We start from the raw sequence: 17075 nt of genomic DNA, 5'->3' as shown, positions 1-17075 counted from the left end.
GGCTTCGGCTTTGCGGTACCTTGCCACCGGGGTAACCAATAAAAAAACCGGAACGGCCAGCCGCGCCGTCATGACCTTCAACCCTGATATTGGTCACCAATGTCAGTCAGGATTCGTGCAATGCGTTTTGTTTTGTCATCGCTGATGGTTACAACACTCGTCCTCGTTTCAGGTTTTCAGGTTCTGTCCGCCGCCCCTCAACACGCGTTGACCGTTTACGGCGAGGCGCCACGCTATCCGGCGAATTTCGAACACTTCGATTACGTCAATGCCGCCGCCCCGAAAGGCGGGAGCATGCGCCGCTCGGCGCAGGAAATCGGCCAGTTCGATCACATCATGCCGTACCTCGACAAAGGCACCGGCGTCTCCCAGGTCAACGGCTTGCTTTACTCGCCCCTGGCAGTCAAGTCGCTGGATGAGCCCTACACCGTGTATGGCCTGATCGCAGAGAAAATGGAGCGCGCTGCCGACGGCATGTCATTGCGTTTCTACCTGAGCCCCAAGGCGAAATTCTCCGACGGCTCGCCCATCACCGCCGAAGACGTGCGCTACACCTACAACCTGCTGATGACCCAGGGCAGCCTGTCGTACCGCACCGAGTTTCAGGACGTCAAAGGCGTGGAAGTCGAGTCGCCGACGCAAATTAGGTTTGATTTCAAAAGCAGCGAAAGCCGCACCCTGCCGCTGGATCTGGCCTCGCTGCCAGTGTTTCCCGAACATTGGTGGAAGGACCGCGATTTTGCCAACGGCGGCGGCTTCGAGATCCCGGTGGGCAGCGGCCCGTATCGCATCGGCAAGGTCGACCCGGGTCGCAGCGTCACCTTCGAACGCAACCCCGACTGGTGGGGCAAGGACCTGCCGGTCAATCGCGGCCAGTACAACTTCGATCATTTCAGCGTCGAGTATTTCGGCGACACCGACGTTGCCCGTCAGGTGCTGCGCGGTGGCGGCTATGACTACAACCGTGAATATTCCGCCACCGGTTATTCGATCGGCTATGACAGCCCGGCCTTGACCGAAGGCCGTCTTCAGCGGGCGCACCTGGCCAAGGGCGCGGTGCAGAGCTCACAGGGTTTTATCTTCAATCTGGACCGTCCGAAGTTTCAGGACCGTCGCGTGCGTCAGGCGCTGGCGATGCTGTGGGATTTCGAGTGGACCAACAAACAGATGATGCGCAACGTCTATGTGCGCCAGAACAGTTACTTCTCCAACAGTGATCTGGCGGCGACAGCGCTGCCCACCGAGTCCGAGCTGAAGATTCTTGAGCCGCTGCGCGGTCAGGTGCCTCCGGAAGTCTTCACCACGGTGTTCCAGACGCCGAAAACCGATGGCAGCGGCTTCATTCGCGACAAACAGCTGCAAGCCTTGGCGTTGCTCGAAGAAGCAGGCTGGATGCCCCAGGGTGACAAGCTGGTCAACGCCCAGGGCGAACCGTTGAGTTTTACTTTTCTCAACGGCCAGAGCGGCTTCGAGAAAATCCTGCTGCCCTACAAGCGCAATCTGGCGCAGATCGGCATCGATTTCGAAATCCGCCGCATCGACTCGGCACAGTACCTGAACCGGGTCATGGCCCGGGATTACGACATGATCGTCACCGGCTACGGCGTCTCGACCTCCCCCGGAATGGAGCTGTACAACAACTTCGGCTCGAAAGTCGCCACCGATTCCGGCTCCAGCAACTACATGGTCCTGCGCGACCCGGCCGTCGACACACTGATCGAGGGCCTGGCCAAGGCCGACAGCAAGCCCGCGATGATCGATTACGCCCATGCCCTGGACCGGGTGCTGCAGTGGGGCTTCTACTGGATTCCCAACTATTACCCGCCCGGCTCGTCCACGGTGTGGTGGAACCGATTCGGCATTCCCAAGGTGCAGGCCAGCAACAGTGAGGCCATCGACACCTGGTGGGAAGTCAGCCCCCAGGCACTGACCAACGAAGAGTTCGCCCGACAACGGGGCGCTTCGGCCATTCCCTCGGAGGTCAAGTAATGCTCGGCTACCTGATGAGGCGCCTGCTGCTGATCATTCCGACGCTGCTGTGCATCCTGCTGGTCAACTTCTTCATCGTGCAGGCCGCGCCCGGCGGACCGGTCGAGCAAGCCATCGCCAAGCTGCAAGGCGTCGCGGGCGGCACCATTGGCGCAGGCCACACCGAAACCATGAACGCCGGCCAATCCCGGGCCAGTCGCGGGCTTGACCCCAAGCTGATCAAGGAAATCGAGCATCAATACGGCTTCGACAAACCCTTGCATGAGCGCTTGTGGCTGATGCTGAAGAACTACGCGCAGCTGGATTTCGGCAACAGCTTCTTTCGCGGCGCCAAGGTGACGGACCTGATCCTGCAGAAAATGCCCGTCTCTATCTCACTGGGGCTGTGGGCAACATTGATTACCTACCTGGTGTCGATCCCCCTGGGCATCCGCAAGGCGGTCAAGCACGGCAGCCACTTCGACATCTGGAGCAGCACGGCCATCATCATCGGCTACGCGATGCCGGCCTTTCTGTTCGCCATGCTGCTGGTGGTGCTGTTTGCCGGCGGCACGTCGCTGAGCTGGTTCCCGGTGCGCGGCCTGGTGTCCGAAAACTTCGATCAATTGAGCACCCTGGGCAAGATCGCCGACTACTTCTGGCACCTGGTATTGCCTGTGACGTCACTGGTGATTGGCGGCTTCGCGACGCTGACCATTCTGACCAAGAACTCCTTCCTCAACGAAGTCACCCGCCAGTACGTGGTGACCGCCCGGGCCAAAGGCCTGAGCGAGCGGCGGGTGCTTTACGGCCATGTGTTCCGCAACGCCATGTTGCTGATCGTGGCCGGCATTCCCCAGGCGTTCATCAGTGTGTTCTTTGCCGGTTCGTTGATGATCGAAGTGATCTTTTCCCTCGATGGCCTCGGCCGCATGAGTTACGAAGCCGCGGTGTCGCGGGACTACCCGGTGGTGTTCGGTTCGCTGTTCATCTTCACGCTGTTCGGGTTGCTGATAAAGCTGGTCGGGGACATCTGCTACACCCTGGTCGACCCCCGAATCGACTTCAGCGCGAGGAATGCGTGATGCGCAGACTGTCTCCGGTGGCTCGCCGTCGCTTCGAGCGTTTTCGCAATAACCGCCGCGGCTGGTGGTCGCTGTGGCTGTTCTGCGGGCTGTTCGTGCTCAGCCTGTGCGGCGAACTCATCGCCAACGATAAACCCCTGGTGCTGAGTTATCAGCACGAACTGTATTTCCCCGCCTTCAAGCGCCACACCGAGCAGGAATTCGGCGGCCAGTTGCCGTTTCAGCCGGATTACCGCAGCGATTACGTGCGCCAGCTGATCAGCAAGGGTGACGGCTGGATGCTGTTTCCGCCGATCCCGTTCAGCGATGACACCCCCAACTATGACCTGAACAAGCCCGCGCCGAGCCCGCCCTCCTCGATCAACTGGCTGGGCACCGACGATCAGGCCAGGGACGTGCTGGCCCGGGTGATTTTCGGCGCGCGGGTGTCGATTCTGTTTGCCCTGGCGCTGACCTTCATCAGTGCGCTGATTGGCATCGCTGCCGGCGCATTGCAGGGCTATTACGGCGGCTGGGTGGATTTGCTCGGCCAGCGCCTGCTGGAAGTCTGGTCCGGCCTGCCGGTGCTGTACCTGCTGATCATTCTGTCGGGCTTCGTCGAGCCGAATTTCTGGTGGCTGCTGGGGATCATGGCGCTCTTTTCATGGCTGGCGCTGGTGGACGTGGTGCGCGCCGAGTTCCTGCGCGGGCGCAATCTGGAATACGTCAAAGCGGCGCGCGCGCTGGGATTGAGTGATCGCAAGGTGATCCTGCGGCACATTCTCCCGAACGCGATGAACGCGACCCTGAGCTATCTGCCGTTCATCCTCACCGGGGCGATTTCCACGCTGACCGCGCTGGACTTCCTCGGCTTCGGCATGCCCGCCGGCAGCGCGTCCCTGGGCGAGCTGATCGCCCAGGGCAAACAGAACCTGCAGGCGCCATGGCTGGGCTTCACGGCATTTTTCACACTGGCGCTGATACTGTCGCTGCTGGTGTTTATTGGCGAGGCCCTGCGGGATGCCTTCGACCCGAGGTCCTGAGATGTCCGAAAACCTGATCGAAATCCGCGACCTCTCGGTGTCGTTCAACGGCCACACGGTGGTCAAGCACCTCAGCCTGGACATCCCCGCCGGCGAGTGCCTGGCACTGGTCGGAGAGTCGGGCTCGGGCAAATCGGTGACGGCCCACTCGATCCTGCAACTGCTGCCCCAGGCCGGCACGCTGAGCACCGGCAGCATTCGTTATCGCGGCAAAGAGCTGCTCGGCGCCGATGGCAACGTCATGCGCGAGCTGCGGGGCAATCAGATCGCGATGATCTTTCAGGAGCCGATGACATCGCTGAACCCCTTGCACACCGTGTCCCGCCAGATCGGCGAGACCTTGTTGCTGCATAAGGGGATGGCCGGCAAGGCGGCCCAGGCGCGGATCATCGAGCTGCTGGAGCTGGTCGGCATTCAGCACCCGAAGAAGCGCCTGAAGGCCTACCCCCATGAGTTGTCCGGCGGTCAACGCCAGCGAGTGATGATCGCCATGGCCCTGGCCTGCGAGCCGGAACTGCTGATTGCCGATGAGCCGACCACGGCGCTGGACGTGACGGTGCAGCGCAAGATCCTGCTGCTGCTCAAACAGCTGCAGCAACGGCTGAACATGTCGCTGTTGCTGATCAGCCACGACCTGAATCTGGTGCACAGCATCGCCCAGCGGGTGTGCGTCATGCGCGCCGGGGAAATCGTCGAGGAGTCCAATTGCCAGCTGTTGTTCAAGAACCCGCAACACCCTTACAGCCGCTTGCTGCTGGACGCGGAACCGGCGGGCGAGCCGTTGCCCCGGGACACCCGCGAGAAGGTGCTGGAGGTCGACAACCTGCGCGTCTGGTTCTCCCTCGGCGGCGGGATTTTCAACCGGCACCACGAGTACCTGAAAGCCGTCGATGACATCAGCCTGAGCATCGAGCGCGGCAAAACCCTGGGCATCGTTGGCGAATCCGGCTCGGGCAAGTCGACACTTGGTCAGGCCATCCTGCGCTTGCTGGAATCCCGTGGCAGTATCCGCTTCAAGGGTCATGGGCTGGACAGCCTGAATCAGAAGCAGATGCGCCCATGGCGCAAGCAGATGCAGGTGGTGTTTCAGGACCCTTACGGCAGCCTCAGCCCGCGCATGTCGGTGGCACAGATCATCAGCGAGGGCCTGGAAGTTCACAGCGATCTGGACAAGGTCAGCTGTGAGGCCGAAGTGATTCGCGCGCTGGAGGAAGTCGGCATCGACCCGTCGAGCCGGCACCGCTACCCCCACGAGTTTTCCGGTGGGCAGCGGCAACGTATCGCCATTGCCCGCGCCCTTGTGCTTAAACCTGCCTTGATATTGCTCGACGAACCGACCTCTGCGCTGGATCGCACCGTGCAGAAGCAGGTCGTCGCGTTGTTGCGTCAGTTGCAGGAACGGCATGGCCTGACTTACCTGTTCATCAGCCACGACCTGGCGGTGGTCAAGGCGCTGGCCCATGACCTGATCGTGGTCAAGGACGGCAAGGTGGTCGAGCGCGGGGCGAGCCATGACGTGTTCGATGCGCCACAGCATCCCTACACCCGGGAATTGCTGGCGGCGGCGCACCCCGGTTTCAACTGAAGCCGGTTTGAATCAGCAGTCTGTGCGGCCAGATGCCGAGGAACAGGAAGGACGGAACCGCACATGAAAGACACTGAGAGCCTGAAGGATTACCGACGCGTTCGGCGACTGGCGATTCGTTCGCTCTTCGAGATCATCGAGCAGTCCAGCGAAGGCACGGTCATCGTCGACCGCGACGCGCGCATCGTCTGGATCAATGAGCGCTACGCACGCCGCTTTGGCCTCGAGGATCCCAGCCGCGCGGTAGGTCAACCGTGTGAACAGGTGATTCCCGGCAGCCTGCTGCGTCAGGTGGCGAGCAACGGCCAGCCGATCCTGCTGGACATGATGGACACGGCAAAGGACCCGCTGGTGGTCATGCGCCTGCCGATTCATGACGACGGCGGCGCGGTGATCGGCGCCATCGGTTTTGCGCTGTTCGATGAGCTGCACGCGCTGTCGCCGCTGCTCAAGCGCTATTCGAGCATGCAGCAGGAACTGGCCTCGACCCGCTCCCTCCTGCGCGCCCGTCAGGCCAAATACAGTTTTGCCCACTTCATCGGCACCAGCGCCGCCAGTCTGGAAGTCAAACGCCGCGCCCGGCGCAGCGCCAGCACCGATTCGCCGGTGTTGCTGCTCGGTGAAACCGGAACCGGCAAGGAGCTGCTGGCCCACGCCGTGCACAATAGCTCGCCACGGGCGCACAAACCCTTCATCAGCATCAACAGCGCGGCCATCCCCGAAGCGTTGCTTGAGGCGGAGTTCTTTGGCACCGCCCCCGGCGCATTCACCGGCGCCGACCGCAAGGGGCGCCAGGGCAAATTGCACCTGGCCGAGGGCGGCACGCTGTTTCTTGATGAGATCGGCGACATGCCCCTGCCGTTGCAGAGCAAGCTGCTGCGCGTACTGCAGGAAAAAGAGTACGAGCCGGTGGGTTCCAACGAAATGATCAAAAGCGATGTGCGCCTGATCGCGGCGACCTCTACGGATCTCGAAGCGGCGATCAAGCGTGGGGAGTTTCGTGCTGACCTGTATTACCGGTTGAGCGTGTTGCCCATCCAGGTGCCGCCGTTGCGCGAGCGTCTGGATGATATTCCGGCGTTGACCGAAGCGATTCTCGAGGACCTGCGCAGCCAGCACGAACTGGCGCCGGCAGCCATGGCCGCCCTCGCACAGCATGCCTGGCCGGGCAACATTCGCGAGCTGCGCAACGTGCTCGAACGTGCGGCATTGCTCAGCGACGATCTGCAGCTCAATCCCGGCGACATCCGCGCGGCCATCGGCACGCTGGTTCCCGTGACCAGTTCGCCGGCAACGGCCTCGTTGGCGTCCAATGATCAGACGTACAGCGAGGCGCGGCAGCATTTCGACCGGGAGCTGATTCAGGCGAAGCTGGCGCAGTGTGCGGGGAACGTGATCCTCGCGGCCCGGCAGCTGGGACTGGGGCGTTCGACGCTGTACAAGAAAATGGCAGCGCTGGGGATCGCCGAGTCTCAATAGAGAGACTGGCTGTCCATGATGCTGGACTGATCGATGGAAGCCTTGATCCGGAGCTGTCGCCAGCAAGGGCAACGGGTTAGTCACATGCCGAATTCCACAGTCGTGGTCTCATTTCCTGGACGAATCCGACCCCTTGCCCTGACGCCACCGAGCAAATCTCTTAGGAATCAGCCAGTTAGCGCACTGGCATGAAAGTAGCTATACCTCCTGTTGCGCGGCCTCGCCGCACCCAAAACAAAAACAACAGGAGACACTCGATGAGTGTGATCATCGCTTTAGCGGCCCTTACGCTGCTGATGCTGGCTGCCTACCGGGGTTACAGCGTCATCCTCTTTGCCCCCATCGCGGCCCTCGGTGCCGTACTGCTCACCGACCCCTCTGCCGTGGCGCCCGCCTTCACCGGCGTGTTCATGGACAAGATGGTCGGCTTCGTCAAACTCTACTTCCCGGTGTTTTTGCTTGGTGCCGTGTTCGGCAAGCTGATCGAGCTGTCGGGTTTTTCGCGCTCCATCGTGGCGGCAGCCATACGCCTGCTCGGCACCCGCCAGGCGATGCTGGTGATCGTGCTGGTCTGCGCGCTGCTGACCTATGGCGGCGTATCGCTGTTTGTGGTGGTGTTTGCGGTCTACCCGTTCGCCGCCGAGATGTTTCGCCAGAGCAACATTCCCAAACGGCTGATTCCGGCGACCATCGCCCTCGGTGCGTTTTCGTTCACCATGGACGCCCTGCCCGGCACCCCGCAGATCCAGAACATCATCCCCTCGACCTTCTTCAACACCACGGCGTGGGCGGCGCCGTGGCTGGGCCTGATTGGCACAGCGTTCGTGTTCAGCGTCGGCATGCTGTTTCTGCAGCGCCAGCGCAACAAGGCCCAGCATGCCGGCGAAGGCTATGGCACTGAGTTGCGCAACGAGCCGGACACCCCGGACGACATCGCCCTGCCCAACCCGTGGATCGCACTGGCGCCGCTGTTGCTGGTAGGGATCATGAACCTGCTGTTTACCCAATGGATTCCCCAGTGGTACGGCAAGACTCACACCCTCGCGCTCCCGGGTATGGCGACGCCGGTGCAGACCGACATCGCCAAGATCACCGCGATCTGGGCCGTGGAAGCGGCGTTGCTGGTGGGGATTGTCTTTGTGCTGCTGTTCGCCTTCAAGACGGTGAAATCGAAACTGGCCGAAGGCAGCAAGGGTGCGGTCAGCGGTGCACTGCTGGCGGCGATGAACACGGCGTCGGAATACGGTTTTGGCGCTGTGATTGCGTCGTTGCCCGGATTCCTGGTGCTGGCTGACGGGCTCAAAAGCATTCCCAATCCACTGGTCAACGAAGCGATTACCGTGACCTTGCTGGCGGGGATCACCGGTTCGGCGTCCGGGGGCATGAGTATTGCGCTGGCGGCGATGTCCGATAGCTTTATCGCGGCGGCCCACACGGCGAACATTCCGCTGGAGGTGTTGCACCGCGTCGCGGCGATGGCCAGCGGCGGCATGGACACGCTGCCGCACAACGGCGCGGTCATCACCCTGCTGGCGGTCACCGGCCTGACACACCGTGAGGCCTACAAGGACATCTTCGGCATCACCCTCATCAAGACACTGGCGGTGTTCGTGGTGATCGGCGTTTTCTATGCAACCGGCATCGTATGAGGAATTGAACATGAGTCTGCAAGGCAAAACCGCACTGGTCACCGGCTCCACCAGCGGCATCGGCCTGGGCATCGCGCTGACGCTGGCCAAGGCTGGCGCAAATCTGGTGCTCAATGGCTTCGGCGATGCGTCGGCGGTGATCGACCAGGTCAAGCAGTACGGCGGGAAAGTCGGCCACCACCCGGCGGACGTCAGCGATGTCGCGCAGATCGCCGACATGATTGCCTACGCCGAGCGTGAGTTTGGCGGCGTCGACATCCTGGTCAACAACGCAGGGATTCAGCACGTCGATGCGGTGGAGGATTTCCCGGTGGAGAGCTGGGACAAGATCATTGCCATCAACCTGTCGTCGGTGTTTCACAGCACGCGGTTGTGCCTGCCGGGCATGCGCGCCAAGGGCTGGGGGCGAATCGTGAACATTGCGTCGGTGCATGGCCTGGTGGGTTCGACGGGCAAGGCGGCGTACGTGGCAGCCAAGCACGGCGTCATCGGGTTGACCAAGGTGGTCGGGCTGGAAACCGCTGCAAGCAATGTCACCTGCAACGCCATCTGCCCCGGGTGGGTGCTGACGCCACTGGTGCAGAAGCAGATCGATGATCGCGCTGCGCAGACCGGTGACCTGGAACAGGCGAAGCATGACCTGCTGGCGGAGAAGCAGCCGTCGCTGGAATTCGTGACCCCTTCGCAGCTGGGGGAGTTGACGTTGTTTCTCTGCAGCGAAGCGGGCGCGCAGGTGCGTGGCGCGGCGTGGAATATCGATGGCGGGTGGCTGGCGCGGTAGACAGGGCAAGCCCAGTAGGACTGGCTTTAGCCGGGAAAGCGTCGGTCGCTGCACCTCTAAAGGTGTGTTGCTCAAACCGGCCCATTCCCGGCTGAAGCCGGACCTACAAGGGTACGCATCGGTGATGACACCGCAGAATCATCGACGAGGAAACCTCAACTCCCCGGCTCGTCCCGCTCATCCACCAGCCCCCAATCCTTCACATTCACCTGCGCAGCAGGCTGGGGCGCGCGCGGCGCGGTGGCGATGGTGGATGGTCCGTCTTCGCTGTGCAACTTCAACCGCAGGCGCACGTTGTTGGCGGAATCCGCATTCTTCAGGGCCTCGTCTTCCGTGATCGCACCCTCCACCGCCAAGTCATACAGCGCGTTGTCGAAGGTTTGCATGCCGAGGTTGGTGGATTTCTCCATGATGCCCTTGAGCTCGGTCAGCTCGTTGCGGTGGATGAGGTCGCGAATCGTCGGCGTGCCGAGCATCACCTCCACTGCCGCACGGCGCTTACCGTCGGTGGTCTTGACCAGTCGCTGGGAGACGAACGCCTTGAGGTTGTTGCCCAGGTCATGGAGTAACTGCGGGCGGCGCTCTTCGGGGAAGAAATTGATAATGCGGTCCAGCGCCTGGTTGGCGTTGTTGGCGTGCAGCGTCGAGATCGCCAGGTGGCCGGTGTCGGCAAATGCCAGCGCGTGCTCCATGGTCTCGCGGTCGCGGATTTCGCCGATCAGGATCACGTCCGGCGCCTGACGCAGGGTGTTCTTCAGCGCCGCATGAAAGCTACGCGTGTCGACCCCCACTTCACGCTGGTTGATGATCGAGCGCTTGTGTTTGTGAATGAACTCCACCGGGTCTTCGATGGTGATGATGTGGCCGCTGGCGTGGCGGTTGCGGTGATCGATCAGCGCGGCCAGCGAGGTCGATTTACCCGAACCGGTGGCGCCGACAAAGAGCACCAGGCCGTGCTTCTCCATGATCACATCGAGCAGGATCGGCGGCAGGTGCAGGTCTTCGAATTTAGGGATGTCGAGCTTGATGTTGCGCGCCACGATCGACACTTCATTGCGCTGCTTGAAGATATTGATCCGGAAACGCCCGACGCCGGACAGGGAAAACGCCAGGTTCATTTCCAGATCCCGTTCGAAATCCACGCGCTGCTCGGCGTCCATGATGCCGTTGGCGATCAGGCCGACGTCGCCGGGTTTGAACGCTTCCGTGCCCAGCGGCTTGAGCACGCCGTTGAACTTGGCGCAAGGGGGCGCGCCCGTGGACAGGTAAAGGTCCGATCCATCCTGGGTGGCAAGCACCTTCAACAACGCCGGAAAATCCATAAGGCAACACCGCACATGAGGTTTGAGGAGACTGCAGGCCTACAGTGTGTCGACCTTCGGCCGGTTTCAACGTTCGGCCTGTTTAACTGGCCATGTCAGGCGTGTCTCAGTGCCGATTCACACGTTCGTCCGGTCAAGGTGTGGGAAATTACCCGAAATCGCGCAGCAAAGGCATAATGCGCGGCTTTTTTATCGAGACGTCCGGACCATCATGAAAGCCCAAGCCCGCCACATTCTGGTCAAGACCGCTGAAGAAGCCGAGCAACTGAAGCAGCGCATTGCCAAGGGCGAGGCGTTCGACGTGCTGGCGAAGAAGTATTCGACGTGCCCGAGCGGCAAGCGCGGCGGCGATCTGGGTGAGGTGCGGCCGGGCCAGATGGTCGGCGCGATTGACCAGGTGATTTTCAAAAAGCCGCTGCGGACCGTGCATGGTCCGGTCAAAAGCAAATTCGGGTATCACCTGGTGCAGGTGTTTTATCGGGATTGAGGGGCTGTCTCTGCAATTTTGTGGTGATCAGACTGGCCCCTTCCCGGCTGAAGCCGGTCCCACAGAGTGCGCGAACCCAGCGGCCTGCCTCAGACCGGCATCACGCTGCGCGGTATCAAAGCGCCCGGGTGCTGAATCACCAGGCTCGCCAACTGATGCCCGGCGTTGGCCGCATCTTTTGGACCCCCGCCGCGCAAACGCCGAGCCAGATACGCGGCGCTGAATGAATCCCCCGCCGCCGTGGTGTCGATGACTTTCTGCACGGCATGCGCAGGCACTTCATAACGCCGGTCATCGACGCTGACCAGACAGCTCTGCGCCCCGCGCTTGACCACCACCTCACTGACACCCATGGCCCGGTAGGTCTGCAGAATCTCCTCGCCGTCGCTGTAGTCGAACAGCGCCTGCTCATCCTCCTCGGTCAGCAGCGCCAGATCGACTTCGTGCATGACTGCGCGATACGCCTGCCGCGCCTGCTCGACGCTGCGCCACAAGCGCGGGCGGTAATTGTTGTCGAACACCACCCTCGCCCCTCGGTCTCGGGCATCGCCAAGGGTCGAGAGCAGCCGCGCCCTGCCCGTTTCACCCAGCACCGCCAGGGTGATGCCGCTGAAATACAGCACGTCGTAATCCGGCAGCGCGGCCAGCACCGGCTCGGCCGCCGGCGTGGTGAAGCATTCGCGCACCGCCGCCTCGTTGCGCCAGTAGAGAAAACGCCGCTCGCCGCTGGCGTCGGTCTGGATGCAATACAACCCCGGCAGCCTCCCCGGCAGACGCTGTACCCGACTCAGACCAATGCCCTCATCCTTCCAGACCTGGCACATGGCGTCGCTGAAACTGTCGTCGCCCAGCGCCGTGACGTAATCCACCTGCGCCGCCGAACCCAGCAGGCGCGACAGGTACACCGCGGTGTTCAGCGTGTCTCCGCCGAAGCTCTGCTTGAGCGTGCCGTTGGCGTGCTGTTGCAACTCGATCATGCATTCGCCGATCAGCGCGACGCGCGGATAGCTGTGACTGACCATTTCACTCATCGCAGACTCCTGTCAGAAGCAGGTATCGAAGGATTCGATGACGCACAGATCATCACCCACCAGGCAACCCGTGCGCCATTTGTCAAAGGTCAGGCACGGGTGAGAGGTGCCGAACGAAATGATATCGCCCACTTTCAATTCGCAATCGGGCGCGACGGTCATGAACGCGTGCTGGTCCATCACAGCAGTGACTTTGCAGGCGCTGACGTCCTCGCCAATCGCCGGCACCGCCCCCGGCGCATAGCGTTTGATCGGGTTGGGCATGCCGGCATCGAACGCCACGTCGCGTTTGCCCATGGCGATCACCGCAAAACCCGGCTCCGGCATCGATTGCACATGGGCCCAGACTTCCATCGCTGGCTGCAAGCCCTCGCTCAGGTCGTGACGTCGATCGAGCACGCAGCACTGCGCGTCTTTGTAAATGCCGTGGTCGTGGACCACGTAACTGCCGGGGCGCAACACGCTCAGGACACGCTCGCGCACCTGCTGTTTGTCGAATTCTTCGGCGATCAGGTCGTACCAGGCCGACCCCGACGCCGTGACGATCGGGCGATCCAGCGCAAACGCGCCCTTGTCCTGCAGCGTCACGGCCAGCCGCACCAGCGACGTGGCGAACGCGCGAATGCCGCTCACGGCCTGGTCGCCATGGATCACGCCTTCGTAGCCTTCGATGCCGGTCAGCTTCAGCGCCGGTTGCGCGGCGATGGCGTCGGCCAGGGCCATGACCTCGGCTTCACTGCGGCAACCGCAGCGCCCACCGACCACGCCGTACTCGATCATCACATTCAAGTTCAGGCCCCTGGCGGCGAAGAACTCGCCCAGCGCCTTGACGTTGTCCGGGTGATCGACCATGCAGTGAAAGTCGAACATGGAGTCAGTGAGCATCTCGGCGATGATCGCCATGTTCGGCGCGCCGACCAGCTGGTTGGCCATCAGCACGCGACGCACGCCATGGGCGTAGGCCGCGCGGGTCTGCACCGCCGTGGCGAGGGTCATGCCCCACGCGCCGTGCTGCAACTGCCGCAGGAACAGCGCCGGGACCATGCTGGTCTTGCCGTGGGGCGCGAGCTCGGCGCCGCTGTCGCTGACGAACCTCTGCATCCAGCGCAGGTTGTGCTCCAGCGCCGTGTCGTGGATCACCAGCGCGGGCAGGCTGACGTCGCGCACCAGGTGGTCGCCAGGTTGCGTGGCGCCTTTTTCAATCGCGGCAATGCTCATCTCTGTTCTCCTGAATTTTTTGTTCGAGTGTACGTAAGGCCGACGCTATTCGATGACGCGCCGGGCCAGACCGTTGGCGCTGTCAATCAGCACGCGCCGGTAATGATCGTAATGGGCGGTGGCGTCGGCGCGCGGGGCGACAATGCAAAGGGTCGCGATGCAGATGCCCTGTTTGTCCCGCACCGGCGCGGCGAAGCAATGGGTGAAGGTGTCGGCGATGCTGTCGAAGGAAAAGAAGCCGTCGTCGTGGGCCTTGCGGATCTCGGCGAGAAACGTCTCGATCTGCAGGCGCTTGCCGTCCGGAAGGATGAAGTCCTCGTCGTCGATCAGGTCGATGATCGCCTGATCGGTGAGGTGCCCGAGCAGCAGCCGCCCCGAGGCGGTCCACGGGATCGGCGCGTCCTCGCCGATGTCCGACGAAATACGAAAATGCCGCGCGCCTTCTTTCATCAGCGCGACGGTGTATTTGCGGCCGTTGAGCAGGCACATCTGCGCGGTTTCCCGGGTCTGCTCGACGATCTCACCCAAGCTGACTTCGGCCTCGCGGGTGAAGTCGAAGTGACGCAAATGCGCCTGCCCAAGGAAATACAGCTGCCGACCCAGGTACACGTGGCCGTCCTTGCCGACGGTCTCGAGGACGCGCCGCTCCAGCAGCGAACTGACCAGCTCATACACCGTCGATTTCGGGCTGCCGATGCCACTGGCGATCTCGTTGGGCCGCATCGGCGTGCCGGTTTCCCTGAGAAAATCGAGAATATCGAACGCTCGGTCTAAACCACGGGCCCGGCGTTTGATGTCTTCGGTCATAAGAGCAGCTCCAGACTAGAAGGAAGTTTCAAGCGGCAAGCTTCAAGCGGCAAGCGTTCGATCACCGCTGTATCGACTTGCGGCTTGCAGCTTGCCGCTCGCCTCACTTGCGCTTATAGGCAATGCAATCGATCTCGACCTTGCAGTCGACCATCATGTTGGCCTGCACGCAGGCGCGGGCCGGGGCATGCTCCGGGGAAAAATACTCGCCGAAGACCTTGTTGAAACTCCAGAAATCACGGGGGTCTTCCAGCCACACGCCGACGCGCACCACGTCTTCCAGGCCGTAACCGGCCTCGGTCAGGATGGCCACCAGGTTCTGCATGGTTTTATGGGTCTGCTCGACGATCCCGCCGTTGATGATCTCACCGTTTTCGGCCGGCACCTGCCCCGACACATGCAGCCAGCCATCGGCTTCGACGGCGCGGGCGAATGGACGTGGCTGGCCGCCACCTGCGGTACTGCCGGCACCGTAACGAGTAATGCTCATGAAAATCTCCTTTGATTGAGCGTCTTAAAAACGAATGTTCTTGAGGAATTCAGCCAGACGCGCTGACTTGGGTTGTTCGAATAATGCCTTGGGCGGGCCCTGTTCTTCGATGCGGCCCTGGTTCATGAACACGATCTGATCGGACACCTCGTAGGCGAAGCGCATCTCGTGGGTCACCAGCAGCATGGTCATGCCCTCTTCCGCCAGGCCCTTGATCACGCTGAGCACTTCGCCCACCAGCTCCGGGTCCAGCGCCGACGTAACCTCGTCGAACAGCATCAGGCTCGGGTTCATGGCAATGGCGCGGGCAATCGCCACGCGCTGCTGCTGACCGCCGGACAACTGGCCGGGAAAGTGATTGCGCCGCTCCAGCAGGCCGACGCGTTCCAGCCACTTTTCGGCCAGCGCAACGGCCTGGTCCTTGGGCAGCTTTTTTACTTTGAGCAGGCCGAGGGTAACGTTCTGCAGCGCGGTCAAGTGCGGGAACAGGTTGAACTGCTGAAACGCCATGCCGGTCATCGCCCGGTGCTGCGCGATGAGTTTTTCCGGATGACGCACGCGCTTGCCACTGACGTCGCTGTAGCCGATGTCCTGACCTTCGAGACGAATGTGCCCGCCCTGAAATTCTTCCAGCAGATTGACGCAACGCAGCAGCGTGGTTTTGCCCGAGCCGCTGGAGCCGATCAGCGTCACCACGTTGCCTTTGTTCATCTTCAGGTCGACGCCCTTGAGCACTTCAACCTGGCCATAGGATTTGTGCAGCCCTTCGATGCTCAACAGAGCCGGGGCGGCAGGTGCGGTTTGAGTCTGTGTCATGGCAAGGCCACCCGTTTTTCGATTTGCCGCCCAAGAAGCTCGATGGCGTAGTTGATGACGAAGAAGAGAAAGCCGGCGAACAGGTAAAACTCGAGGGTCATGAAGTTGCGCGCGATGACCTGCTGGGTGCTGAGCAGCAGCTCGGCCACGCCTATCACCGAGAGCAGGGTCGAGGCCTTGACGATCTCCGTCGACGAATTGACCCAGGTCGGCAATATCTGCCGCAGCGCTTGAGGCAACAGCACATAACTGAGGGACTGACCGAACGTCAGGCCGATGGCCTTGCCGGCTTCCAGTTGCCCGCGCGGGATGGCCTGCAAGGCACCGCGCACGATCTCGGCGACATGGGAGCCGCAAAACAGCGTCAGCCCCAGCGCACCAGCCTGGAACGCGCCGATCTGCCAGCCCAGCGCCGGCGCCATGTAGAAGCAGGCCAGCACCAGGACAAACACGGGCGTGCCGCGAATCAGATCGACGTAGGCGCGAAACGGCAGGCGCGCCCACCATTTCCCGTAGGTCAGGATCAGCCCGGCGAACACGCCGATCACCGTCCCGAACACGATCGCCAGTCCCGCGCACTGCACGCTGGTGAGAAACCCTGCCCACAACGCCTCGCGGGCAATCCACAATTCATGCAACCAACTGGGTTGTTCGTACATGGTCCGGGCCTCCTAGCGGCGAATCGCCAGACGCTGCTCGAGGTAACGCAGCAGCATGGCTATGAGGTAACAGGCCGCGACGTACAGCGCCGTGGTCACCAGCCAGGTTTCAATCACCCGGTAGCTCTCGACGTTGATCTTGCGCGCGTAATAGGTCAGTTCCGGCACCGCGATGGCGGCGGCCAGGGACGTGTCCTTGAACAGCGAAATGAAGTTGTTCGACAGTGCCGGCAGCACATTGCGCAGCATCACCGGGACCACAATGTACGCACGCACCTGCCATTCGCCGAGGCCGATCGCCAGCCCTGCTTCGCGCTGGCCCTTGTGAATGCTCAGCAGCCCTGCACGGAACACCTCGGTCAGGTACGCCCCGGCATACAGCGACAGGGTGATGATGAACGACGGGATCTTGTCCAGACGAATACCGAGCCCGGGCAAGGCGAAGTAGATCAACAGGATCAGCACCAGAATCGGCGTGTTGCGCACCACGGTGACGTAAACCGACGCCACGATGCGCAGGGCCCGATAGCGCGACAGCATCGCAAACGCGGCCATCATGCCGATCACGCACCCGATGGCGATGGAGATCAGGGCCAGTTCCAGGCCGAGCCCCAGCCCCGCCAGCAGACTGGGGAAATCCCGCCAGACCGCTGCAAAATTCAGCTGATAATTCATG

16 protein-coding genes are annotated in these 17075 nt (G+C 62.0%); 8 read left to right on the top strand and 8 right to left on the bottom strand.

All coding sequences use genetic code 11. The features are described from left to right. The first annotated feature begins 120 nt into the window (after positions 1-120). The 7 genes from AC07RO_RS05070 (at position 121) to AC07RO_RS05040 (ending at position 9569) form a co-directional block, all read left to right on the top strand. Complete coding sequence (locus AC07RO_RS05070) at positions 121-1989, top strand: extracellular solute-binding protein (RefSeq protein WP_495085432.1); 1869 nt, start codon at positions 121-123, stop codon at positions 1987-1989. Next, positions 1989-3053, top strand: a complete 1065-nt coding sequence (locus AC07RO_RS05065; protein WP_192131888.1) for a microcin C ABC transporter permease YejB — start codon at positions 1989-1991, stop codon at positions 3051-3053. The genes AC07RO_RS05070 and AC07RO_RS05065 overlap by 1 nt, the downstream gene beginning before the upstream one ends. Beyond that, positions 3053-4075, top strand: a complete 1023-nt coding sequence (locus AC07RO_RS05060) for an ABC transporter permease (protein ID WP_192173966.1) — start codon at positions 3053-3055, stop codon at positions 4073-4075. The genes AC07RO_RS05065 and AC07RO_RS05060 overlap by 1 nt, the downstream gene beginning before the upstream one ends. A 1-nt stretch (position 4076) precedes the next feature. Next, positions 4077-5660, top strand: a complete 1584-nt coding sequence (locus tag AC07RO_RS05055; protein ID WP_463581775.1) for an ABC transporter ATP-binding protein — start codon at positions 4077-4079, stop codon at positions 5658-5660. Positions 5661-5723: 63 nt separating this feature from the next. Next, positions 5724-7139, top strand: coding sequence for a sigma-54 interaction domain-containing protein (locus AC07RO_RS05050; RefSeq protein WP_495085431.1), 1416 nt, complete (start codon positions 5724-5726; stop codon positions 7137-7139). Positions 7140-7396: 257 nt separating this feature from the next. Beyond that, a complete protein-coding gene (locus AC07RO_RS05045) occupies positions 7397-8788 on the top strand; it encodes a GntP family permease (RefSeq protein ID WP_495085430.1) in 1392 nt (463 codons plus the stop codon). Positions 8789-8798: 10 nt separating this feature from the next. Then, positions 8799-9569 (top strand): 3-hydroxybutyrate dehydrogenase, encoded by a 771-nt coding sequence (locus tag AC07RO_RS05040; RefSeq protein ID WP_463581778.1) that lies wholly within the window; start codon positions 8799-8801, stop codon positions 9567-9569. A 155-nt stretch (positions 9570-9724) separates the two neighbouring features. On the opposite strand, the gene AC07RO_RS05035 is transcribed toward AC07RO_RS05040, so the two are convergent. Next, positions 9725-10891, bottom strand: coding sequence for a PilT/PilU family type 4a pilus ATPase (locus AC07RO_RS05035; protein ID WP_346630450.1), 1167 nt, complete (start codon positions 10889-10891; stop codon positions 9725-9727). Positions 10892-11102: 211 nt separating this feature from the next. On the opposite strand from AC07RO_RS05035, the gene AC07RO_RS05030 reads away from it, so the two are divergent. Further along, positions 11103-11378, top strand: coding sequence for a peptidylprolyl isomerase (locus AC07RO_RS05030; protein WP_037009819.1), 276 nt, complete (start codon positions 11103-11105; stop codon positions 11376-11378). Positions 11379-11467: 89 nt separating this feature from the next. Here AC07RO_RS05030 and kdgK read toward each other — a convergent pair whose 3' ends face one another. From kdgK to AC07RO_RS04995, 7 genes are all read right to left on the bottom strand, one after another. Continuing rightward, positions 11468-12409 carry a 2-dehydro-3-deoxygluconokinase gene (gene kdgK, locus AC07RO_RS05025; protein WP_495085429.1) on the bottom strand — a complete coding sequence of 314 codons (942 nt, stop codon included), beginning with the start codon at positions 12407-12409 and terminating at the stop codon, positions 11468-11470. Between the two features lie 12 nt (positions 12410-12421). Beyond that, positions 12422-13627 carry an amino acid deaminase gene (locus tag AC07RO_RS05020; RefSeq protein WP_495085428.1) on the bottom strand — a complete coding sequence of 402 codons (1206 nt, stop codon included), beginning with the start codon at positions 13625-13627 and terminating at the stop codon, positions 12422-12424. A 45-nt stretch (positions 13628-13672) separates the two neighbouring features. Continuing rightward, entirely contained in the window at positions 13673-14434 is a 762-nt protein-coding gene (locus tag AC07RO_RS05015) for an IclR family transcriptional regulator (RefSeq protein ID WP_495085427.1), read from the bottom strand. A gap of 103 nt (positions 14435-14537) precedes the next feature. Further along, positions 14538-14924 carry a RidA family protein gene (locus tag AC07RO_RS05010; RefSeq protein WP_172611983.1) on the bottom strand — a complete coding sequence of 129 codons (387 nt, stop codon included), beginning with the start codon at positions 14922-14924 and terminating at the stop codon, positions 14538-14540. Positions 14925-14948: 24 nt separating this feature from the next. Then, entirely contained in the window at positions 14949-15740 is a 792-nt protein-coding gene (locus AC07RO_RS05005; RefSeq protein ID WP_495085426.1) for an amino acid ABC transporter ATP-binding protein, read from the bottom strand. Further along, complete coding sequence (locus tag AC07RO_RS05000; RefSeq protein WP_282372235.1) at positions 15737-16399, bottom strand: amino acid ABC transporter permease; 663 nt, start codon at positions 16397-16399, stop codon at positions 15737-15739. Before AC07RO_RS05000 ends, AC07RO_RS05005 begins: the two co-directional genes overlap by 4 nt. A 12-nt stretch (positions 16400-16411) precedes the next feature. Then, positions 16412-17074: an amino acid ABC transporter permease gene (locus AC07RO_RS04995; RefSeq protein WP_282372237.1), complete on the bottom strand. Its 663-nt coding sequence runs from the start codon at positions 17072-17074 to the stop codon at positions 16412-16414. Between the last annotated feature and the right edge of the window lies 1 nt (position 17075).

Source organism: Pseudomonas sp. GW821-FHT07F05 (assembly GCF_059418765.1).
This window is presented reverse-complemented; position numbering and strand designations above follow the sequence as displayed.